Source organism: Methylobacterium dankookense (genome assembly GCF_902141855.1).
Lineage (GTDB): Bacteria > Pseudomonadota > Alphaproteobacteria > Rhizobiales > Beijerinckiaceae > Methylobacterium > Methylobacterium dankookense.
In genome coordinates, this window is sequence record NZ_CABFVH010000001.1 from 127,784 (window position 1) to 148,294 (window position 20,511).

Here is a 20,511-nt window from a genome sequence, read left to right on the forward strand (position 1 = left end):
CCTGCATCAATGTTCGAACTCGGCCATGCCCGCAGCTTCATCGCCGTCGCCGAGGAGATGCATTTCGGCCGCGCCGCCGCGCGCCTGAACCTGACCCAGTCGCCGCTCTCGCGGCAGATCCAGATGCTGGAGCAGACGCTCGGCGTGACGCTGCTGGAGCGCTCGACCCGGGCGGTGCGGCTGACGCCGGCCGGGCGCACCTTCCTGGCGGAGGCCTACCGGGTCATCGCCGCCGCCGAGAGCGCGGCGCGCATCACCCGGCGGGCGGCGCGCGGCGAGAGCGGCCTGCTGCGCCTCGGCTTCACGGCGGCTTCGGCCTACCGCTCCCTGCCCCGGCTCGTGGCGCAGGTGCGGGCGAAGCTCCCCGAGATCGACCTCGTGCTGGAGGAGATGGTCTCCGACGAGCAGATCCACGCCCTCGACGGCAACCGGATCGACCTTGCCCTGCTGCGGCCGGCCGCGCGGCTGTTCGACGAGGACACGCTGATCGCGAGCGCGTCGCTCACCCGCGAGCGCCTGCTGCTCGCGGCACCCCGCGGGCATCCCCTGGCGAGCGCCCGCGCCCCGACCCTGCAGGATCTCGACGGGGAGCCCTTCGTGACGTGGTCGCCGCGCGGGGGGCGCTATTTCATCGATCTGCTCGACACCCTGTTCGAATCCGGCGGCGTGCGGCCGCGGATCGTGCAGCGGGTGAATCAGGTCCACGCCATGCTGGCGCTGGTCGGGGCCGGGCTCGGCATCGCCCTGGTGCCGGAAGGCGCGCGGGGGATCCGCATGGCGGAGGTGTCGCTGCGCCCGATCCCGCTGCCGGCGAACGCCCGGCCCGAGCTTCTGCTCGCGTGGCGGCGCGACAGCGCCAATCCCTGCCTCCCCGCCGTGCGGGCCGTCGTGCTCGAAGGCGGCGAGGCGACCCGCTGATGGGAGATCAGGCGAGCAGTTCGGCCGCGTAGTGCCGGGCCGCGGCCTCCAGCACCGGCGAGAACAGGCCGAGGGTCAGGGGCAGGGCCGCGGTAAGGCGCAGCGCGTCCTCGCCGATATCGAGGCTGCCGCTGACGTTCTGCCCGAGCGCACGGGCCGCGAAGCCGCGCGCATTGCCGTGCCAATCCTCGATCGCGATCTTGATGTTGTCCTTCTCCAGGCGCCGCTTCGCCCAATCCGTGTGCCGGTCGAGCCGGCGGCGCACCTCCTCGGTTGCGAGGCTGTGCGGCACGGTGATGACGATCTGCTTGGCCATGGCTCCCCCCGCGGCACGATCCGGACGACGTCCCGGATGCCCGGACAGTGGGACGATATGCTTAACCTATGGTAAGCGGCCGAGCGCCTGGTCCCAGAAGCGGAGGCTGCCCGGGTTGATCGGGCCACCGGACGCCGCGTTCCGGGTGGTGACGAAGGCGTGGAACGCCTCGGCCGAGCCGTCGCCGAGCAGGTCGCGCAACGCGGTCAGGATGCGCGTGATGCGCAGGTGGTTGTGGTCGTAGGGCGTGAGCCAGAAATCGGTCTCCGCATAGAAGCGTCGCATCCGGTCGCGGGCGGCGGCGAGGCCTGCCTGCGCCCGGGGATCGGCGCGGATCGCCTCCGCCTCTTCCCCCGACAGCACGGGCGCGCCGGGCACCGCCCGGCTCGCCGCGCGCAGGGGGAAGCACCACTGGATGAAGTCGTGGACGCCCTCGATGCGGACGTCGTCGAAGGCGAGAACGTCGGCGAGCAGGCGCCCGGACCCGTCCCGGCCCTCGCCCGCGAGGAAGGCGTGGATGCGCCCGCTCACTCCGTCTCTCCCTTGAGCGGCCGGGCGAGCAGCCGCGCCGCCATCTCCTCGACCCGCGCCTCGCCGGAGACGATGGCCGCCACCGCCTCGGCGATCGGCATCTCCACGTCGCGGGCCCGGGCGAGGGCCACCAGGGCCGCGGCGGTGAAGGCGCCCTCGGCGAGCTTGCCGCCGGAGGCCTCCTCCGGCGATGCGCCGGCCCCGAGGCGCTCGCCGAAGGCGAAGTTGCGCGATTGCGACGAGGAGGCGGTCAGAACGAGGTCGCCGAGGCCGGACAGGCCCATCAGCGTCTCCGGCCGCCCGCCATAGGAGCGGGCGAAGCGCATCAGCTCGGCGAAGGCGCGGGCGATGAGCGCGGCGCGGGCGCTCTCGCCGAGGCCGCGGCCGGCGACGATCCCCGAGGCGATGGCGAGCACGTTCTTGCCCGCTCCGCCGATCTCGACGCCGCGCACGTCGTCGGTGTGGTAGAGCCGCAGGGTCGGCCCGGAGAGGAGCCGCGCGAGGCCCGCCGCGCGCTCGGCATCGGCGGCGGCGAGCGTCACCGCGGTCGGCAGGTTGCGGGCGACATCCGCCGCGAAGCTCGGGCCCGAGAGGACGGCGACCGGTGTGCCCGCGGGCAGGATTTCGGCCGCGACATCGCTCATGAAGGCGTCCGTGCCGCGCTCGATGCCCTTGGCGCAGAGCACGATCGGCGCTCCCCGCGGCAGGTCCGGCCCGAGCTGGCCGATCACCGCCCGCGCGGTCTGGGCCGGCGTGACGAGGAGCACGGCCGCCACGCCCCGCAGGGCCGCCGGATCGGCGGTCGCGCGGATCCGCTCGTGAAGCGGCACGCCCGGCAGGTAGCGGGCATTCTCGCGGCTCCCCTCGATCCGCGAGGCGGCCTCGCCGGCGCGCAGCCAGAGGGGGACGGGGTGGCGGGCGGCCACCGCATTGGCCAGGGCGGTGCCCCAGGGGCCGCCGCCGACGACCGCGACGGTTGCGCTCTCGCTCATGCGGATCCTCCAGGGCGATCGGTTGCGTCCAGCCGGTAGAGGGCATGGAGGCTCAAGGGATGGTCGGGCGGCAGGCCCGGATGCGCGAAGGTCCCGTCCGGCACCATGCCGAGCCGCTCCATCACCCGGCGCGAGGCCGCGTTGCCGAGCGCCGTATAGGCCACCACCGCGGGGATCCCGCAACGGCCGAACAGGTCGGCGAGGCTCGCCCGCGCCGCACGGGTCGCGATGCCGCGGCCCCAGGCGGACCGGGCGAGCCGCCAGCCGATCTCGACGCAATCGCCCGGCCGCTCGCCGCCGGGGAAGGGCATCGGCCGCATCACCCGCATGCCGCCCACGAAGCCGACGAAGCGGCCGGCCTCCTCCACCGCCCAGGGGCCGAATCCGTCCGCATCGAAGCGCCGGTCGAGGGCGCGGGCCTCGGCCAGGCTCTCGGAGCGGCTGCGGAGCGCCGGGAAATGCGCCATCACCTCCGGATCCGCGTTGAGGGCGGCGAAATCCGCGTCGTCGCCGCGCTGCCAGCGCCGGAGCCGCAGGCCGCCGCAGGCGAGCGCGTCGGGGGCCGGCGGCGCGGGGCGCCGGCCGCGCCAGAGCAGCGAGCGCCTGTCGAGCAGGGCGAGGTCGGCGCGCCCGTCGATCACCGCTTCGCCCAGTGCGATCGCCGCGGTGAGGCGCTCCGGCGGCATGTTCGCCCAGGCCGGCGGCCGGACGCTGTCGCGCCAGGGGCCGCCGCAGGCATTGTCGAGGAGGATGCGGGCGAAGCCGTGGTTCAGGCGCACCGGCCAGGCCGGATGCCATGTCGCCGCCTCCGGCAGGCGCCGGTCCACGAGGTCGCGCCAGCGCGCTTGCGGATCGGCTTGGAGATCGGCTTGGGGATCGACCCGCGGGAGGAGACGGACGGCTTCGGTGCGGGCATCGCTGTAATTGCCGCGCGGCAGGACGAGGCGTCCGGGCGTCCTCACCCGGCGACCGTGGCGGCGCCGGGCTTCTCGGCGAAGGGCCAGCGGGCGCGGGCCGGCACGGTGAGGTCGTCGACGAGGCCGAGGCGCAGACGCTCCAGCCCGGCCCAGGCGATCATGGCGCCGTTGTCGCCGCAGAGGTTGAGCGGGGGCGCCACGAAGGCGAGGCCGGCCTCGCCGGCGAGCGCGGCGAGCGCCCGGCGGATCGGTCCGTTCGCCGCGACGCCGCCGGCGGCCACCAGGGCGGTCGGATGGCCGGCGACGTCGGCGAAGCTGCGCAGCGCTACCCGGGCGCGATCGACCACCACGTCGGTGATCGCGGCCTGGAAGCCGGCGCAGAGGTCGGCCACGTCCCGCTCGGCGAGCGGCGCGATGCGCTCGGCCTCGACGCGCAGCGCGGTCTTCAGGCCGGAGAGGGAGAAGTCGGCCTCGCGGCGGCCGAGCATCGGACGCGGCAGGGCGAAGCGCTCGGGGTCGCCGCCCTCGGCCATGCGCTCGACCTCCGGCCCGCCGGGATAGCCGAGGCCCAGCAGCTTCGCGACCTTGTCGAAGGCCTCGCCGATGGCGTCGTCGATGGTGCCGCCGAGGCGCACGTACTGCCCCACGCCCTTCACGGCGACGAGCTGGGTGTGGCCGCCCGAGGCGAGGAGCAGCAGGTAGGGGAAGCTCAGGCTATCGGTCAGCCGCGCCGTCAGGGCGTGCGCCTCGAGATGGTTGACGGCGATGAGGGGCTTGCGGCCGACGAGGGCCAACGTCTTGGCGGTGACGAGCCCGACCAGCACGCCGCCGATCAGGCCGGGCCCCGCCGCGACGGCGATGCCATCGAGATCGGCGAGCCGCATGCCGGCCTTGGCGAGCGCCCGCTCGATCAGCCGATCCAGCACCTCCACATGGGCGCGCGCCGCGATCTCGGGCACCACGCCGCCATAGGCGGCATGCTCGGCGATCTGGCTCAGCACCTCGTTCGCGTGCAGGACCGGCGCGCCATCCTCGCCCGCGCTGACGATCGCGGCGCTGGTCTCGTCGCAGGTGGTCTCGATGCCGAGGATGTTCATGGAGGGTTTGCGTCCTGACGGGCGCCCCTTGTATCCGGGGCGCCCGCGGGACCGCAACGCGATCAGTCGACGGCGACCATCACGTCGGAGGCCTTGACGACGGCGTAGGCGTCGGAGCCGAGGGTCAGCTTGAGGGCATCGACCGACTCGTTGGTGATCGAGGCGGTCACGACCTGGCCGGGCGCGATCTCGATCTTCACGTGAGCCGTGGTCGCACCCTTGTCGACGGAGACGACCTTGCCCTTGAGGACGTTGCGCGCACTGATCTTCATGGGAGACTTTCCTGGGGCCGGCGGACCGGCAACGGCGCCGATATAGCGGCGCGCCGCCCGTCCGGCGACCTCAGCGGGTGTCCGGTTCCTCGGAATCCGCCTGATCCTCCGGAATCGGCCGCGCGCCCCAGCCGGTGAGGACCGCGTTGAGTTCGTCGAGCACGAAATGCCGGGCGCTGTCGCGGTCGTAGCCCTCGTCGAGGAGGTCGTCGTAATCGGTGAAAGCGTGGCGGGCGAAGGCCACCAGGGCGAGCCAGGCCGCGTTCTCCGGAGCGGCGCGGCGCAGGCCGGGGCTGGCGAGCGCCCGGTCGAGCACGCTCTCGGCCTCGAAATCGGGCAGGCGCGGCGCCAGCCGCTGCAGCGCGGCGGCCACGGCCTCGCGCCGATTGACACCATCGCCCTCCTGTCGACCGCTCACGACGCCCCCGGCGCTTTCCCAATCCGTGCCCAACCTGCCATAATCCGCGGCGACTTGCGTGCCGCGGACAGGACGAAGCCGGCCGGCGCGGGCAAGCCCAGGGAGATCTCGTCCATGCGTGTGGGGTTCACCGCGTTCATCCTCGGCCTGATGCTGACGGCCGGCCACGCCGCCGCGCAGGCGCCCGCTGCGGCGCCTCCGGGTGCGGGCCCGAAAGCCGGACGCGTCATCACGGCGACGGGCCAGACCAAGCCGCCGGGCGGCGGCGCGGCGGCCCCGATGAAGCCGGTCAACGAGGCCGAGATGCTGAAGGCGCAGAAGGCCGCCGCCGCCCGCGACAAGGCGTGGGACGCGAAGATGCGCACCACCCTGGGCTCGATCTGCCGCGGCTGCTGAGCCGCCCGACCCTACCGATCAGGACGAATCGGCCGGAGCCGGATCAGTCGTCCGCGTCCAGCCCGGCCCCGTTCAGGCCGTTGATCCGTGCCTTGAGCACGTTCGACGGCTTGAACACCATGACCTGGCGCGGCTCGATCGCCACCTCGACGCCGGTCTTGGGGTTGCGGCCGACGCGGCGGCCCTTGCTGCGCACGACGAACGAGCCGAAGGACGACAGCTTCACCGTCTCGCCCTCGGCGAGGCAGGTGCAGATCTCACCGAGAACCGTCTCGACGAGGGCGGCGGATTCGGTGCGCGAGAGGCCGACCTGCTGGTAGACGGCCTCGCTCAGATCGGCGCGTGTGACCGTCTTCCCCGTCATGCTCCACCCCCAAGCAATGCCTTTTCGAGGATCGTCGGCACGACGTATCCCTATGATCCGGCACGCTAATCGGCGCTCCGGCCCGGGTCAACCGCAAGCCCGGTATTCCTCCGCAAATTGTCCGCCTGGACCTACCAGCGAATCAGGGCGGCGCCCCAGCTGAAGCCGCCGCCGATCGCCTCGATCATCACCAGGTCGCCCGCGCGGATGCGCCCGTCCTTGCGGGCGACGTCGAGGGCGAGCGGGATCGAGGCGGCCGAGGTGTTGCCGTGGCGGTCGACCGTCAGCACGATCTTCTCGCGCGCGATGCCGATCTTGTCGGCCGAGGCCTCGATGATGCGCCGGTTCGCCTGGTGCGGCACGAACCACTTGAGGTCGTCGGCGGTGACGCCGGCCCGGTCCAGGGATTCGACGATCACGTCCGTCACCGAGCCGACCGCGAAGCGGAAGACCTCGCGGCCCTCCATGCGCAGGTGCCCGGTGGTGCCGGTGGAGCCCGGGCCGCCATCCACGTAGAGCTTCTCGCGGTGGCGCCCGTCCGAGCGCAGGCTCGCCGAGAGCACGCCGCGGCCGTCCGCCTCCGATTCGGGCCGCGCCTCCAGCACGATCGCCCCGGCCCCGTCGCCGAACAGCACGCAGGTGGTGCGGTCCTCCCAGTCGAGGATGCGCGAGAAGGTCTCCGCGCCGACGACGAGGGCGCGGCGGGCGCCCCCCGTGGTGAGGAAGCGGTCGGCCGTGGAGACGGCGAAGACGAAGCCGGCGCAGACCGCCTGCAGGTCGAAGGCCGCGCCCTGCCGGATGCCCAGGGCCGCCTGGATCTGAGTCGCCGTCGAGGGGAAGGTGTGGTCCGGCGTCGAGGTCGCGCAGATCACGAGGTCGATGTCGTCGGGGCCGAGCCCGGCATCGTCGAGGGCGGCACGGGCCGCGCGCGCGCCCAGCACCGAGGTGGTCTCCTCGGGCGATGCGAGATGGCGCTGCCGGATGCCGGTGCGCTGGACGATCCACGCGTCGGAGGTGTCGACCCGCTCGGAGAGCTCGGCATTCGTCACCACCCGGGCGGGCAGGCTCGACCCTGTGCCGACGACGACGGAACGCAGGCTGGTCATCGTGTCCCTTCCCGGATCGTCCCGGAACGCGCGGGCCAGGCCCGCGGATCCCTCGCGACGATCCTTCATCCTCTCAGCGCCGACGGGCCTCAGACCCGCGCCATCGTCGTCGGCGTCTCGTCCAACATGTCGCGGATGGTCCGCATCAGGTCGTGGCGGGCCATGTCGTGGGCAAGGTCGATCGCCGCCGCGAAGCCTTGCGCGTTCTCGGAGCCGTGGCTCTTGATGACGATGCCCTCGAGGCCGAGGAAGACGCCGCCATTGGCCCGGCTCGGGTTCATCTTGTCCTTGAGCGCCTTGAAGGCCTGCCGCGCGAACAGCGCGCCGATCTTGGCCGACAGGGTGCGGGTCATTGCCGAGCGCAGATAGGTGCCGATCTGCTTGGCTGTGCCCTCGGCGGTCTTCAGCGCGATGTTGCCGGTGAAGCCCTCCGTCACCACCACGTCCACGGTGCCGCGGCCGAGATCTGTGCCCTCCACGAAGCCGTGATAGGCGAAGTTCTCCGCATCGTGCTCGCGCAGCAGCCGGGCGGCTTCCTTCACCGCCTCGTTGCCCTTCATCTCCTCGGTGCCGACGTTGAGCAGGCCGACGGTGGGGCGATCCAGGTCCAGCACGATGCGCGCCATGGCCGAGCCCATCACCGCCATCTCGACGAGGTGCTCGGCATCGGTGCCGATGGTGGCGCCGACATCGAGCACCACGCTCTCGCCGCGCACGGTCGGCCACAGGCAGGCGATGGCCGGCCGCTCGATGCCGGCCATGGTCTTCAGGCAGATCTTCGACATCGCCATGAGCGCGCCGGTATTGCCGGCCGAGACCGCGGCCTGGGCCTGCCCGTCGCGCACCGCCTGGATCGCCTGCCACATGGAGGACTTGCCGCGGCCCTGGCGCACCGCCTGGCTCGGCTTGTCGTCCATGGCGACGGACACGGTGGTGTGCCGGATCTCGACGGCGCCCTTCAGGCGCGGCTCGGCCTCGACGAGTGGGCCCACCACGGCCTCGTCGCCGAACATGATGAAGCGCGTCTCCGGATGGCGCTCGCGGGCGATGGCCGCCCCCGGCACGACGGTCGAGGCGCCATGATCGCCGCCCATGGCGTCGAGCGAGATGCACACGGGTTGGGACATGGTGGACGCGGGGCTAAGCCTTTGGGGAGCCGGAACGTGTCGGCGAATGCGACGATCCGGCGGACGATGGGGCGCGGAGCGCGGCGGAAAATAGCGATCCCACCCCGCTGGGCAAACGTTTTCTCGACGCCGCCCGCCGCGCTGCGGTCGCAGGCGGCGTCAGATTTCCGTTTCCGGGGGATTCAGGCGTCGCCGTCCTTCAGCTTGCGCAGGGCGGCGAAGGGCCCCGCATCCTCGCCGGCCTGGACGGGCTCGAAGCTCGCGCCCGGCTTGCGCGGATAGGGATCGAGGCCGAGCGCCAGGAATTCCGCGGTGAGCACGCCGAAATCGACGCGGCCGCCGACGATCGGGTCCGGCACCTCGGCATCCTCGGCGTCGGTGCCGGCAAGACGATCGGTATCGGTGAACTCGACCTCGACCGGCTCGCTCACCTTCGACTCGAAGGGCTCCAGGGTGACGGTGCAGACCTGGGTCACGAGGGCCTCGACCCGGCCGGTGACGACGAGCCGGCTCATCGGCCCGGAGATGTCGAAATGCCCGACGAGGTCGCGCAGGCCGGGGATGCCGAAATCCTTCGCCAGGGCTTCGGCCTCTGCCGGCGTCGCCTCCACGGTGACGCCGCCGCGGCCCGGCGGCAGGCGCGACACGTCGACGATCCGCGAGAGGGGGCCGGCCTTGTCCGGGTGGCTCATGCTTTTTCTCCTGCATCCGCCGCAAATCCCGCCGGATCGGGGAGATCGAGCGTTCCCGCGAGCAGACGGTCGAGGTCCGATCCGTCGAGGGCGGCGTCGGCGGCCATGACATAGGCCGCGAGCCCGGCCGCCTCGGGCGTGGCGGCGGCTTCGTCGGCCCCGAGCACGTTGCGCGCGAGCGCCAGCCGCAGGGCGTCTCCGTCGCGCGCGTCGAGGGCGGCGTCGTAGCCCCCGGCCCGGCCGTAGAAGGCGGCGCCGAGCTTCTTCATGCGCTTGGGCACGCCGAAATCGCCGATGCCGAGCTCGCGCAGCGAGGCGTCGAGCTGGAGGAAGACCGAGTTCACGAGGTCTTGCGCCACATCCGCGGCCGGTGGCGGCAGACGGTTCAGGCGGCGCAGCACCAGCACCGTGTGGAGCACGAGGCACTCGAAGCGGCCCTCGACGGTGTCGGGCACGCCCAGGCGCTCGTAGAGCGCGGGCGCCCGGCTCGCCGCGATGATGCGCAGGTGCAGCCCCTCGATGGTGCGGCGGCGCTCGCTTCCGCGCCGGAAGAACCGGGCGATCATGCCGCCCTCCGCCGGGCCTGTCCCGCTTCTCCCCGGGGCTGTGTCCGGGCTTGCCTTGTCAAAGCCATAACCCCGCGGTACGGCAACCCACGGTCAAGGTGCAAGCGCCGCCGGAACCCGCCCGCAAGTGCGGGGCGGCGCGACACTTTCGTCAACACAGATTTTCCGGGGGGCCGATGCCGCGCCGTCTCGTCTCGACTCTGGCGCGTGGCGCCCTCCTCGCAGGCCTCGGCCTGGCTCTGTCCGGCTGCATCGGCGAGGAATTGCGCCACGGCTATCAGATCGATCAAGCGGCGCTCGCCGCGGTGAAGCCCGGCATGAGCGCCGAGCAGGTGCTGCAGACGCTCGGCACGCCCTCGACCGTGTCCACGGTCGGCAACAAGTCCTGGTACTACATCTCGCAGAACACCAGCCGCACGGTGATGTTCCTCGGCGAGCGCGTCGACGACCAGAAGGTCACGGCGGTGTACTTCAACCAGGGCTTCAAGGTGGAGCGCGTGGCGCTCTACGGCCTGCAGGACGGCAAGGTGTTCGACTTCATCGAGCGCACCACGCCGACCAGCGGCCAGGACCGCGCCTTCCTCAGCCAGCTCTTCCGCGGCCTGACCCGCTACGAGCCCTTCGGCGGCGGCGCCGGCAGCCTCGTCCCGGGCGCCAACCGCGGCATGTGATCTGACATCGAAATCGGTGAATTGTGCTGGTGGTGAGGACCACGCACCTGTCCCCTCCCCCTTGCGGGGAGGGGTTCGGGGTGGGGGTCGCTCAGGCTGAGGCGTAGCGGTGCCTCCTGCACCACCCCCACCTCCAACTCCTTCCCGCAAGGGGGAGGAGAGGCCCGCTCGCAGCCGAAGCGACCAAGCTGCCGCTCACGCAGGCGCGAGGGGCCGGCCTGCGAGGCCGAGGGATTCGGCGATCCCGGCCGGATCCGCGAACATCAAATCGGGTCCGGCTGCGGCGAGCGCCTCCGCCCGCGTATAGCCCCAGCTCACCGCACCGAAGGCGCAGCCGACCGCGCGCGCCGCCTCCAGGTCGCGCAGCTCATCGCCGATGCAGAGCGTCTGCGTCGGGGAAACGCCGACGCGTGCCACCAGCCGTTCGAGCCGCCGCGCCTTGCCGAACAGCGAGGCGCCGCAGGCGTAATGCGCGATCCGCGCCGCATTCTCCGGCCCGAGCACTCGCCCCACGTTCTCCCGCGTGTTCGAGCTGAGCAGCGCCAGGACCACGCCGCCGGCAGCGAGGTCCGCCAGCATCTCCGGCACGCCCGGGAACAGGTGCAGCCGGTCGATGTCGCGTGCGGCGAGCCCGTGCATGTGGCGGGCGATCGCCGGCAGCTTCCAGCGCGGCACGCCGAGATGCCGGACGATGGCCGAGGCGGAGAGGCCGCGCAGGGCCTCGGTCTCCTCGAGGTGGACGCGGCGGAAGCCGTAGCGATCGGCCACCCCGTTCAGCACCTCGCAGAACCAGTCGAAGCTGTCCGCGAGCGTCCCGTCGAAATCGAGGACGACCAGCCTGTACGGGGTCACGGGTCTACAGCCGCAGATTGGCGATCGGCACGTCGAGCCGCATCACGAGGCCGCCCGGCGCCCAATCGTGCTCCAGCACGCCATCGAGCTGGCCGGCGACGCTGCGCTCGGCGAGGACCGTGCCGAAGCCGCGCCGCGAGGGTGCGGCCCGCACCTCCGGACCGCCCTGCTCCGCCCAGGTCAGGCGGTAGCGGTCGCCCGCGCGGCAGCCGGCCAGCGTCACGGTGCCGGTCTGGGTCGAGAGGCCGCCATACTTGACCGCGTTGGTCGCCTGCTCGTGCATGATCAGCGCGAGCGCGGTGGCGCTGCGCTCGCCGATCTCGGCATCGTCGCCCGCGATGGCGACCCGGTCGCGGCCATCCTCGCGATAGGCCGCCATGATCAGGCGCATCAGGCCGAGCACGGTCTGCCCGCTCAGGGCGGGCGCGGTATCCGGCGTATGGGGGCGGACATATTCGTGCGCCCGCGCCAGGGCGCCCAGGCGCTCGCGGAAGGCGTCCACGAAGGGCCGCGCCTCCGTGTTGCCGCGGGCGCTCAGCGCCGCGATCCCGCCCACCACCGCGAAGATGTTCTTGATGCGGTGCGACAGCTCGCGGATCAGCAGGTCGCGGGCCTCCTCCGAGCGCTTGGCTTCGCGCAGGTCGCGGGTCACGGTGCCGTAGCCGACCTTCGCGCCCGACGAATCCCGCACGGGGAAGATGTTGAACTGGACGGGGACCGCCGCGCCGGTATCGACCCGGCGGAAGGCGAGCTCGCCCTCCCACCACCCGTCCCGGCGGGCGGCCGGCATCACCGCGCCCTCGAACGCCGCCCGGCTCTCGGGGGTGAAGAACTCGGCGAGCGTGAGGGTGCGGGCAGCGGCGCGATCGGGCAGCCCGACGAGGGCGAGGCCGGCGGCGTTGAGATGGACCGTGCGGCCCGCCTCGTCGGCGAGGCCGATGAAGTCCTTCGAGGTCTCGACGATGGCCGCGAGCTGGCGCGCCTCGCTCTCGGCGCGCTTGAGGTCGTCGATATCGGTGCAGGTGCCGAACCAGCGCTCGATCCGGCCTTCGGCGTCGCGGATCGGCAGGGCCCGGCCCAGGGTCCAGCGATAGGCTCCGGAATGATGGCGCAGCCGGTACTCGATCTCGTAGGGCTCGCCCGTGGCGAGCGAGTGCCGCCAGCGCGCCCAGGCCCGCTCCTGATCCTCGGCGTGGAACACGCCGTTCCAGCCCTCGCCGTCGGTCGAGCCCGCGGGCACCCCGGTGAACTCGTACCAGCGGTCGTTGTAATAGTCGTGGAATCCGTCCGGCAGCGTGGTCCAGACCATCTGCGGCATCGCCGCCGTCATCACGCGGAAGCGCCGCTCGCTCGCGGCGAACTCCGCCTCGCGGGCCGCGATCTCCGACAGGCTGAGCCGGTGCTCGATCAGGGTCGAGACCTGGTTGGCCAGGGTGCGCAGCGTCGCCGTCTGCTCGGGCGACAGGCCCTCCGGGCGCGCCACCCGGTCGAGGACGCAGAGCGAGCCGAAGGCCACGCCCGCGGCGGAGCGGATCACGGCGCCCGCATAGAACCGGAAGTGATCCGAGCCTGTGACGATCGGGTTGCCGGCGGTCCGCGGATCCACGGTCAGGTCGGGAATGACGAGGAGCTCGTCCTCGAGAATCGCGTGGGCGCAGATCGAGCGGTCGATCGGCATCTCCCGGCAGCCCAGGCCGATCTCGGCCTTGAACCATTGCCGCGCCTCGTCGACGAAGCTGACGAGCGCGACGGGCGCCTGGCAGACATAGGCGGCGACCTGGGCAAGGTCGTCGTAGGCCGACTCGGGCTCGGTATCGAGGATCCCCGCGGCGTGCAGGGCCGCGACCCGCTCGGCCTCGCCCGGCTCGGGCTGGCTCGTCGGTGCGAGCGTGCTTGCAGGTGGGATGAGCGGAGCCATGGTTCACCGCTCAGATAGGCGTGGAGGCCGATCTCGAACAGGGATGCCGCGCGGGCATCCCCCGGTTTCGTCACGCCCCGGGGCCGTGGGCCCGGGGCGCCGGGAATCAGGCCGCCTCGGCGGAGAGGGCCGGATAGTCGACGTAGCCCTCGGGGCCTTGCGAGTACCAGGTCCGGGCGTCGTCCTTGTTGAGCGGCGCATCCTTGGCGAAGCGCTCGGGCAGGTCCGGATTGGCGATGAAGGTGCGGCCGAAGGCGACGGCGTCGGCCACCCCGGAATCGAGCGCCGCCTGGCCGCTGCGGTGATCGTAGTCGGAATTGAGCACGAGCGGCCCCTTGAAGCGCTTGCGCATCACCGGTGCGACGGGCGGGTGGTTGGCCGTGCCGAAGGTGCCGTTCGGCCCGGGCTCGCGCATCTCGAGAAAGGCGATGCCGATCTCGTCGAGGGCCGCGGCGGCGGCGCCGAACAACGCGTCGGGATTCGAATCGTCCACGCCCTGGATCGCGCCGTTCGGCGACAGGCGTACCCCGGTGCGGTCCTTGCCGACGACGTTCGCCACGGCCTGGGTGACCTCGCGCAGGAGGCGGATGCGGTTCTCGATGGAGCCGCCATAGGCGTCGGTGCGGTGGTTGGTGCCGTCGCGCAGGAACTGGTCGATCAGGTAGCCGTTCGCGGCGTGGATCTGCACGCCGTCGAAGCCGGCGGCCAGGGCGTTGCGCGCGGCGCGCTCGTAATCGGCGATCAGGCGCGGGATCTCGTCGATCTCGAGCGCGCGCGCCTCCTCATAGGGCTTCTTGCCGGCATAGGTGTGGGCCTTGTCCGGCGCCGTGGTGGCCGAGGACGAGACCGGCTTCTCGCCGCCGAGGAAGTCGGGATGGACGATGCGGCCCATATGCCAGAGCTGGCTGAAGATGCGGCCGCCCTTGTCGTGGACCGCCTTCACCACCGGCTTCCAGGCCTCGACCTGCTCGTCCGACCAGAGGCCCGGCGCGAAAGGCCAGCCCAGGCCCTCGCGGCTGATGCCGGTGGCCTCGGACAGGATCAGCCCGGCGCCGGCGCGCTGCGCGTAGTACTCGGCCATGATCGGCGTCGGCACGTGCTCCTTCGTGGCGCGCCCGCGGGTGAGCGGGGCCATGAAGATGCGGTTCGGGGCCTCGATGGCGCCGATGCGGATCGGATCGAACAGTGAGGGCATGGTCGTCCCGTCTGGATGGCGCGCCGCTTACGGCCGCGCCCGGTTGCATTCCGGACGCATAGGTGGTCGGTCTCACGACGGGCACCAGGGCCTCATCCCGCACCGCACGCAGGCCTGGTGCGGCTCCGCACATGACCGCACATGCGAAAGGGGCCGGATCTCCCGCGAGACCCGGCCCCTTCTTCTCCACCCGCGGCGGGCGCCCTCTGATAGCCGACCCTTTGATCCGCGTTGAGCGCCTAGGGGGACAGGCAGCCCCCGCACCATAGTCCCCTACCTCAGGCACCAAAGATCCGCACATCGTTTTGGGGGTCGTACAACCTCACGTGCAACGCCCCTGAGCGGTTTGTGGGTTGCGACCCGGAGCCGGAGAATTCCTCGACCGGCCGGCGCTCTCGCCGGCAGCGGGACGAGGCGTCGCCATGGGCTACAAGCACGGAAATCCGCAGAACCGGGCGAAGGCGGCGTCCCTGCTCAGGCAGTTGAAGGGTCAGCTCGTGGACGTCACGGGCGTACAGGTCGAGGCCCGGAGCAACGTCTTCGCCGCCGCCGAGGCGTACTGGCAGCTCTCCAAGGCGGCCGGCGTCCACCTCTACAAGGTCGGCGACGGCTGGCATGCCGACCTGGAGTTCAAGGGCCTCCCGCCGGGCGTCCCGACCATCGTCGGCACCCCGGAGCCCGTCGCCACGCGGACGGAAGCCATCGAGAGCGTCGTCGGCATGATGTCGATCTGCGCGCAGCGCGACAACGTCCCGCCGCCGGACCCGGCGACGGGGCTGCGCTGGTTCCGGTTCGACGAGCACGAGGTCCCGGTCGATCCGGGCATGCTCGAAAGCTATGCCGCCCGCGTCCCGCACGTCGAGTTCGACGCGACCCACATCCGGCGGGAGCTCGACCTACTCCGGGCCGAGATCTCGGGCGACGGACCCGTCACGGAGGATGCCTGGGCGGCGGCCGAGTTCCAGACCCGGTACGACGCCTGCCGGATGTGCTGCGCCGCCATGGCGTTCGGCATCATGCAGGTGTCGTACGATCCGGAGGCGAGCCTCGACCTGGCCGAGGCGCCGGCGGCCCCCGGGATGCACTGACCCCGTCGAGGGGTCAGGCTGCGTCGGCGGCCATCGGGCCGGCGGGCAGGTCGCGCCGCCTGTAGAGCTTCATCCGGACCCGGTCGTAGCTCGTCGCGCCCCCGATGCCGGCCTCCTCCAGCCGCCGCATGGCCTGGTGCGGCGCGAGGCACATGCGGGCGGCGACCTCCTTGAGGGTGGCGTACTCGGCGGCGAACGCCTCGACGCTCGCCCTGGTGAACGCCCTGACGGAGCGCGGATCGCGCGGGCGGTATCCGGGCGACCATGCCAGCAGGCCGACCCTGGCAAGGCGCCACAAGTTGCGCGGGTCGACGCCGACCAGCATGGCGGCCGCCTCCGATTCGGTGACGTCGTCGGCCGATCCCTCGCCCCGCAGGACCCTGAGGACCTCGTCCCGGTCGATCAAGAGATCGTCGTAGCGGTTGCCCGTCGTGTGGCGCCCGACCCAGGCGAGACGGCCATCGAGGATCAGGCGCAGGATCTCGACGACGCCCACCCGTATAGACGGCCCCGCCCGCTCCACGGCCATCCTCGGCTCGGCGGGGTTGGCCACGGGGACGGCGTCGCGGAACAGCCTCGCCATGAAGGCATCGACGTCCGGACGGAGGAAGCGGCGCTTCGTGCCCCCGTTCCGGTCGGCCTCGGGCAGGACCGACAGCAGCCCGGCCTCTTCCAGGTGCCCGACCTGCTTCACCGTGAAGCCGGTCCTGGCGGCGACGTCCCTGGCCGTGAGGTGGTCCTCGACCTTCCTGACGATCGTCCCGAACTCCTCGACGGTGATCCAGAGCCGCTGCCCGTCAGCGGCCGCCTCGGGTCCGACCAGGCGGAGCAGCCCGGCGTCGGACCGACCGGAGGAGAAGGCGGCGCTCCTCTGGGTGTGCATGCGCCGCTCGCCCAACCGCACCCCGAGGAAGGGCGTCCCGGGGCTGATGGGGAGCCTCGCGAAGGCGTGCTCCCGAAGGACGTGGCGGAATTTCTCGAACCCGGGGTCCTTCAGGCTCGTCCGCAGGACCGCGTGGACGCGCCCGTAGACCTTCTCGTGCCCGACGGAGCCGCGCTTGGCGAAGCGGTGTCGTCCGACGATGTCGTCGAGGGCGGCCTCGACCGCCTCCGGCCCCTGCGCGGCGATGCGGTAGCCTTCCTCCGCGGCCCGCGCGAGGTCCGCCATCCCCATGGTGGAGGGGTGCGTTCCCGGCCCGTGCAGGACGGAGATCCCGAGGCCCTCGCAGAAGGCCGCGGCGGCGTGCAGGGGCGCGTCGTCCAGCCAGTTGCCCGGATCGCGCGAGCCGTCGAGCCTGGCGACGAACCACTCCGTGAAGGCCGAGCCGGCGGCGGGGGCGGCCTTGGCCCGGAGACGGTCGAGCACGGGCAGGACCTGGCGGGCCAGCGTCGCCGAGAAGTCGTGGCCGGCACGGAGCGTCACGTCGGCCTCGACGTGAAGCAGCACGGTCCCGTGCACGCCGCAGGTACGGACCGGGGACAGCACCCATTCGAGCCTCGACCACGGCCGGGCGTGCCACGGGCCCTCGAACCTCGCGAGATCCTCCGCCACGCAGTGCGGGCAGACCCGCGTCGCCGAGGTGAGCACCGTTCCGGGCGGGAACCTATGTCCGCCGACCGTCGTGGCCTTGTCCCCGACGGCGTGCGTCGGGGTGTGCCGACCGAGGGCGTCCCGCCCGGTCGGGCCCAGCCTGCGCAGCTCGGCCAGGGCGTCGAGCGTGCGTCCGTCCCCGCGCCCGAGGGCGTCGAGGTCGATGCGCATGTCCCGGAGAAGGCCGGGCAGGCCGACGCCGTTCAGGGCGGCGAGGCGGGCCGCGTAACCCAAGGCCGGTTCTCTCGGCTGCAAGGGATGCCCGAGGTTCAGGAACCGGCCCTCGGGCCGCTCGATGGTCGCGTCGCCGCTCACGACGCTTGCGCCGGTGAGTCGTCGACGGTCAGGAACGAACCCGGGCGCAGGTGACGCCAGTGCTCGGCGACGAAAGGGTTCTTGTCGTCCTGGCCGTAAACGAGGGAGCGGCGCTCGAAGGCGGCGGCGAAGTGGCCCGGGGTCAGCCGCGTCCTCTGCCAGTGGAGCGCCTCCTGCAGGGCTCCTTCCACGAGCTGGCAGATCCGGGCGTACCGGTGCCGGGCCGCGAAGGCGAGCCGCTCGGGAAGGTCGGTCTCCGTCAGGTGATCCGACGCGATGCCGACGGCCTCGCCCATCCGGGAGAGGATGTTGAGGACGAGGTCCCTCTCCTCGGGCATCGCCACGTCGGCGAACCGGATGAAGTTGCCCCGGCGCTCGACCTGGTCGTCCGCGATGGGCAGACCCAGGACCTCGGGCAGCCCGGAGAACACGAACGCGACCGGCCACTTCGTGTCGATGGCCACGCCCTTGATGGCGTTCGCGAGCTCCTCGCGTTCGGACTGCGAAGCCTTCCGCTTCAGGAGGTGCTGGGCCTCGTCGATGTGGACCAGGAACACGCCCTGCGCCTGCAGGTAACCGGCCATCCCGTCCCAAACCTCCCCGCGCCCCGTCTTGGCGGCCAGGCCGTATCCGGCTTCCCGGATGATCTGGGCGCCGACGAGACGGGGGTGGCTGTAGCCCTTGAGCTTGATCGAGACGTAGCGCGGCGCGAGGCCGTAGGGCCTCCGGACCGGGCGCAGCGCCTCGTGCCCGCGCAGCATGCGCCCGATGGCGGCGGTCTTGCCGGCGCCGCTCGGCCCGACCAGGAAGAAGCATTCCGCCTCCTGCTTGGGGAGCCGGCGCGTCGCGACGTAGCGCTCCAGGAAGCGGTTGAAGCCCGTGAGGAGGGCGTCGTCGCGCCCGCACTCCACGTAGACCGACCTGACCTTCTCAAGGCCGTCGATCACGCGCCGGCTGCCCTCGGGCATGCCGGCGCTGACGCCCCGGAAGTAGTCGTCCTCGTCCATCGCCGGGTCGAAGGCGGCTTCGAGTTGCGTGGTCATCAGCGTTCCTCGTCACGGTAGCGGTTGACGGACTTGCGGTTGGCGGGCTTCGCCGGATCGGCGACGCGGCCGGAGCCGGGCTTCCTCGCGATGGACACGCCCAGGGTGTCCGGCTCGTCCGCGGCGGACATCGGGGCGCCCTCGGGCTTCGGCCGGGGCGTGGAAGCCCGGTCGCCGGCCCGCTCGATCCGGTCGAGCAAGCCGAGTTGCTGCTCGTTCGTCAGGACGTCGGACGGGACGCCGGCCCGGATGCGGGCCAGTTCCGCGGCGCGCTTGATGAAGCGCCGGGCCTCGTGCCTGACGGGGCGGCCGGCCGCCTCCTCCTCGGCGGCGAACCGCTTGAGCACGTCGTTGTAGTGCTCAAGCCTGGTCAGCGGCACGCCGCGGAACTCATCCGCCTTGAACTCCATGAAGTCGCCCACGGCGCCGATGGCACGCCGGGCTTCCTCCGGCACCAGCACCAGGATGGTGCCCAGGTCGTTGGGGTTGATGACGCCGGTGAGGTCCCGGCGCCCGACCAGGCCGCAGGAGGCCCATCTTGGGGTGCTTGTAGGGCACGTGCATGAAGGTGATGCCCGGCGCCCGGATGCGCAGGTTCCGCTTCCGGATGCCGAACGCCACGTGCCTCTGCACCTCGTCCGGCGGAGGCATCAGGTCGTTGGACGACCTCTCCCAGACCCAGAGGGGGCTCATGTCGGCCAGGCCCGGATGGGGCCGCCGGTGGTAGTCGTCGACGATGAAGCGGACGAGCAGGAGTTCGATCTCGTGGGCCATGACGCTGGCCAGCGTCTCGGCCTCGTAGTCGCCCCGCTTGACCACGTTGGAGAAGGTCTGCCCCGTGAACATCTTGCAGAACCGCATGAAATTCTTGAAGAACGACTCCACGTGGCCGCGCGAGGTGGGATTGCCGCCGGGGTAGCGGTGGGTGATGCCGAGGCGCCGGACGGTGTCGCGGAACTCGCCCTCGAAGGCGGGGCCGCCGTCGGTCGCGACCTCGCGAGGCTTCGCCGTCATCGGCCATCCGGACGTGGCCTCGGCGAGCTTGGCCCAACCGGACTTGTCGACGAACATCGAGTGCAGGGCGCGCCGGGAGCCCATCGTCGACGCCTTGCCGGGCGTGACGTTCAGGGCGACGACGCAGCGCGTGAGGACGTCGATGCCGGCGGTCGCCGTGCAACGGACCTTGGGGTCGACCTTCCTCGCGGCCTCGCGCGCCTCCGGGGTGAGCGTTTCGTAGACCTCCGCGTCGTTGAGGATGGAGAAGAGGTCCATCTCCCAATCGTCCATCTCGACGCGGCCCATCCGCTCGATCACCTCAAGACCGTCGTAGGTCCGCAGCCCCTCGCCGACCGGCGTGTACTTGCGTCCGGCGACCTCCGGCCCGAGCCGTCCCGCGTCCACGATGATCGGCGCCATCTTGTTGACGCGACGCCGGACGGCCCGCTCGTTCACGGACAGTTGCGCGTCCTTGGGGAGTTGCTTGTTCAGCTTCTCGACGTCGCCGTCGACGTCTAGGAAAATGTTGTCCTTGGGGGGACCACCGCGGCTGGCGTACTCCTCAATGCGCTGCATGATGATCCCGAGGACCCGGTCGTCGAGCTGATGGCGGTTCCCGCACCGGCCATAGCCCGGCTTGAAGGCGCTCGACCGGAACCCGGCGTCCTCGTACTCCGCGACCCACTCCCTGAGGGTCGTCGGGCCCGGGTAGTCGTAGGTCTTGCGCTCAAGCCCTACGATGTCCCGCCCGGGCGGACGCGGCATCCGGTACCTGTGGATGTACCACCGGTGCACGGCCTCGCGCTCGCCCTCGATGAAGGCCGTGAGCCCCTTCGGCGTGAGGGCCGGCTTCTGGTCGCGGCCGTCGAGTCCGGCGCGTGCCCGGTTCCAGCGCGTGCACCATTCGACCTTCCAGGCGATGGTCCGCAGCTCGGCGTCGGTCAGGTCGTGCAGGAGCAGGTCGTCGTCGCGAGCGGCGAGATCCTTCCCGGCCGCCGAGAAGTAGTTCTCGTCGACGGCGATGACCTTGGCGTCCCGAAGCTCCTGCTGGCGCTTGTCGGTGAGGTGCCACGCGTCGTCGTCGTCGACGAGCATCTCGCCGTCGACGACGTGCATCAGCACCCAGGCCT

23 protein-coding genes are annotated in these 20,511 nt (G+C 71.9%); 4 read left to right on the forward strand and 19 right to left on the reverse strand.

The window, feature by feature from the left end; genetic code table 11:
* Positions 1–9: 9 nt before the first annotated feature.
* Positions 10–918 carry a LysR family transcriptional regulator gene (locus MTDSW087_RS00670; RefSeq protein ID WP_144758715.1) on the forward strand — a complete coding sequence of 303 codons (909 nt, stop codon included), beginning with the start codon at positions 10–12 and terminating at the stop codon, positions 916–918.
* 7 nt (positions 919–925) lie between these two features.
* Here the strand turns inward: MTDSW087_RS00670 and MTDSW087_RS00675 are convergent, their stop codons facing one another.
* From MTDSW087_RS00675 to MTDSW087_RS00705, 7 genes are all read right to left on the reverse strand, one after another.
* Positions 926–1,234 carry a polyhydroxyalkanoic acid system family protein gene (locus MTDSW087_RS00675; protein ID WP_144758718.1) on the reverse strand — a complete coding sequence of 103 codons (309 nt, stop codon included), beginning with the start codon at positions 1,232–1,234 and terminating at the stop codon, positions 926–928.
* A 66-nt stretch (positions 1,235–1,300) separates the two neighbouring features.
* Positions 1,301–1,765, reverse strand: a complete 465-nt coding sequence (locus tag MTDSW087_RS00680) for an opioid growth factor receptor-related protein (RefSeq protein ID WP_144758721.1) — start codon at positions 1,763–1,765, stop codon at positions 1,301–1,303.
* The gene (locus tag MTDSW087_RS00685) at positions 1,762–2,757 is read right to left on the reverse strand and encodes an NAD(P)H-dependent glycerol-3-phosphate dehydrogenase (RefSeq protein ID WP_144758724.1); all 996 of its coding nucleotides are present in this window, start codon (positions 2,755–2,757) and stop codon (positions 1,762–1,764) included. Before MTDSW087_RS00685 ends, MTDSW087_RS00680 begins: the two co-directional genes overlap by 4 nt.
* Positions 2,754–3,584, reverse strand: a complete 831-nt coding sequence (locus MTDSW087_RS00690; RefSeq protein WP_238179354.1) for a GNAT family N-acetyltransferase — start codon at positions 3,582–3,584, stop codon at positions 2,754–2,756. Before MTDSW087_RS00690 ends, MTDSW087_RS00685 begins: the two co-directional genes overlap by 4 nt.
* Before the next feature lie 131 nt (positions 3,585–3,715).
* Complete coding sequence (gene tsaD / locus MTDSW087_RS00695; RefSeq protein WP_144758727.1) at positions 3,716–4,771, reverse strand: tRNA (adenosine(37)-N6)-threonylcarbamoyltransferase complex transferase subunit TsaD; 1,056 nt, start codon at positions 4,769–4,771, stop codon at positions 3,716–3,718.
* Positions 4,772–4,833: 62 nt separating this feature from the next.
* Positions 4,834–5,043 (reverse strand): TOBE domain-containing protein, encoded by a 210-nt coding sequence (locus MTDSW087_RS00700; protein WP_144758730.1) that lies wholly within the window; start codon positions 5,041–5,043, stop codon positions 4,834–4,836.
* Between the two features lie 70 nt (positions 5,044–5,113).
* Positions 5,114–5,461, reverse strand: coding sequence for a DUF2293 domain-containing protein (locus MTDSW087_RS00705; RefSeq protein ID WP_144758733.1), 348 nt, complete (start codon positions 5,459–5,461; stop codon positions 5,114–5,116).
* 114 nt (positions 5,462–5,575) lie between these two features.
* Between MTDSW087_RS00705 and MTDSW087_RS00710 the strand changes: the two genes are divergently transcribed.
* Positions 5,576–5,857, forward strand: a complete 282-nt coding sequence (locus tag MTDSW087_RS00710) for a hypothetical protein (RefSeq protein WP_144758736.1) — start codon at positions 5,576–5,578, stop codon at positions 5,855–5,857.
* 43 nt (positions 5,858–5,900) lie between these two features.
* Here MTDSW087_RS00710 and MTDSW087_RS00715 read toward each other — a convergent pair whose 3' ends face one another.
* The 5 genes from MTDSW087_RS00715 to MTDSW087_RS00735 all read right to left on the reverse strand — a co-directional run bounded on the left by MTDSW087_RS00715 (position 5,901) and on the right by MTDSW087_RS00735 (position 9,712).
* On the reverse strand, positions 5,901–6,221 hold the full coding sequence (locus MTDSW087_RS00715; RefSeq protein WP_144758739.1) for an integration host factor subunit alpha: 321 nt from the start codon (positions 6,219–6,221) through the stop codon (positions 5,901–5,903).
* A 131-nt stretch (positions 6,222–6,352) separates the two neighbouring features.
* On the reverse strand, positions 6,353–7,327 hold the full coding sequence (locus MTDSW087_RS00720) for a beta-ketoacyl-ACP synthase III (RefSeq protein WP_144758743.1): 975 nt from the start codon (positions 7,325–7,327) through the stop codon (positions 6,353–6,355).
* Between the two features lie 89 nt (positions 7,328–7,416).
* Positions 7,417–8,454 carry a phosphate acyltransferase PlsX gene (gene plsX / locus MTDSW087_RS00725; RefSeq protein ID WP_144758746.1) on the reverse strand — a complete coding sequence of 346 codons (1,038 nt, stop codon included), beginning with the start codon at positions 8,452–8,454 and terminating at the stop codon, positions 7,417–7,419.
* A 182-nt stretch (positions 8,455–8,636) separates the two neighbouring features.
* On the reverse strand, positions 8,637–9,146 hold the full coding sequence (locus MTDSW087_RS00730; protein ID WP_144758750.1) for a YceD family protein: 510 nt from the start codon (positions 9,144–9,146) through the stop codon (positions 8,637–8,639).
* Positions 9,143–9,712 carry a ubiquinol-cytochrome C chaperone family protein gene (locus MTDSW087_RS00735; RefSeq protein WP_144758754.1) on the reverse strand — a complete coding sequence of 190 codons (570 nt, stop codon included), beginning with the start codon at positions 9,710–9,712 and terminating at the stop codon, positions 9,143–9,145. Before MTDSW087_RS00735 ends, MTDSW087_RS00730 begins: the two co-directional genes overlap by 4 nt.
* A 176-nt stretch (positions 9,713–9,888) precedes the next feature.
* Between MTDSW087_RS00735 and MTDSW087_RS00740 the strand changes: the two genes are divergently transcribed.
* Entirely contained in the window at positions 9,889–10,383 is a 495-nt protein-coding gene (locus MTDSW087_RS00740) for an outer membrane protein assembly factor BamE (protein WP_144758757.1), read from the forward strand.
* Between the two features lie 195 nt (positions 10,384–10,578).
* Here the strand turns inward: MTDSW087_RS00740 and MTDSW087_RS00745 are convergent, their stop codons facing one another.
* The 3 genes from MTDSW087_RS00745 to MTDSW087_RS00755 all read right to left on the reverse strand — a co-directional run bounded on the left by MTDSW087_RS00745 (position 10,579) and on the right by MTDSW087_RS00755 (position 14,348).
* A complete protein-coding gene (locus MTDSW087_RS00745) occupies positions 10,579–11,235 on the reverse strand; it encodes an HAD hydrolase-like protein (protein ID WP_238179350.1) in 657 nt (218 codons plus the stop codon).
* Between the two features lie 4 nt (positions 11,236–11,239).
* Positions 11,240–13,153 carry a PAS domain S-box protein gene (locus tag MTDSW087_RS00750; RefSeq protein WP_144758763.1) on the reverse strand — a complete coding sequence of 638 codons (1,914 nt, stop codon included), beginning with the start codon at positions 13,151–13,153 and terminating at the stop codon, positions 11,240–11,242.
* Between the two features lie 106 nt (positions 13,154–13,259).
* Positions 13,260–14,348, reverse strand: a complete 1,089-nt coding sequence (locus tag MTDSW087_RS00755; RefSeq protein ID WP_144758765.1) for an alkene reductase — start codon at positions 14,346–14,348, stop codon at positions 13,260–13,262.
* A gap of 422 nt (positions 14,349–14,770) precedes the next feature.
* Here MTDSW087_RS00755 and MTDSW087_RS00760 point away from each other — a divergent pair, with 422 nt between their 5' ends.
* A complete protein-coding gene (locus tag MTDSW087_RS00760) occupies positions 14,771–15,436 on the forward strand; it encodes a hypothetical protein (protein WP_144758768.1) in 666 nt (221 codons plus the stop codon).
* A 13-nt stretch (positions 15,437–15,449) separates the two neighbouring features.
* On the opposite strand, the gene MTDSW087_RS00765 is transcribed toward MTDSW087_RS00760, so the two are convergent.
* Genes MTDSW087_RS00765 through MTDSW087_RS00780 form a run of 4 tightly spaced genes read right to left on the reverse strand, consistent with a single transcriptional unit; the run spans position 15,450 to position 20,503 of the window.
* Complete coding sequence (locus tag MTDSW087_RS00765; protein WP_186383687.1) at positions 15,450–17,342, reverse strand: TniQ family protein; 1,893 nt, start codon at positions 17,340–17,342, stop codon at positions 15,450–15,452.
* Complete coding sequence (locus MTDSW087_RS00770) at positions 17,339–18,385, reverse strand: ATP-binding protein (RefSeq protein WP_144758774.1); 1,047 nt, start codon at positions 18,383–18,385, stop codon at positions 17,339–17,341. The genes MTDSW087_RS00765 and MTDSW087_RS00770 overlap by 4 nt, the downstream gene beginning before the upstream one ends.
* Positions 18,385–18,807, reverse strand: a complete 423-nt coding sequence (locus MTDSW087_RS00775) for a hypothetical protein (RefSeq protein WP_186383688.1) — start codon at positions 18,805–18,807, stop codon at positions 18,385–18,387. Before MTDSW087_RS00775 ends, MTDSW087_RS00770 begins: the two co-directional genes overlap by 1 nt.
* Positions 18,776–20,503, reverse strand: a complete 1,728-nt coding sequence (locus MTDSW087_RS00780) for a hypothetical protein (protein ID WP_186383689.1) — start codon at positions 20,501–20,503, stop codon at positions 18,776–18,778. Before MTDSW087_RS00780 ends, MTDSW087_RS00775 begins: the two co-directional genes overlap by 32 nt.
* Positions 20,504–20,511: the final 8 nt, after the last annotated feature.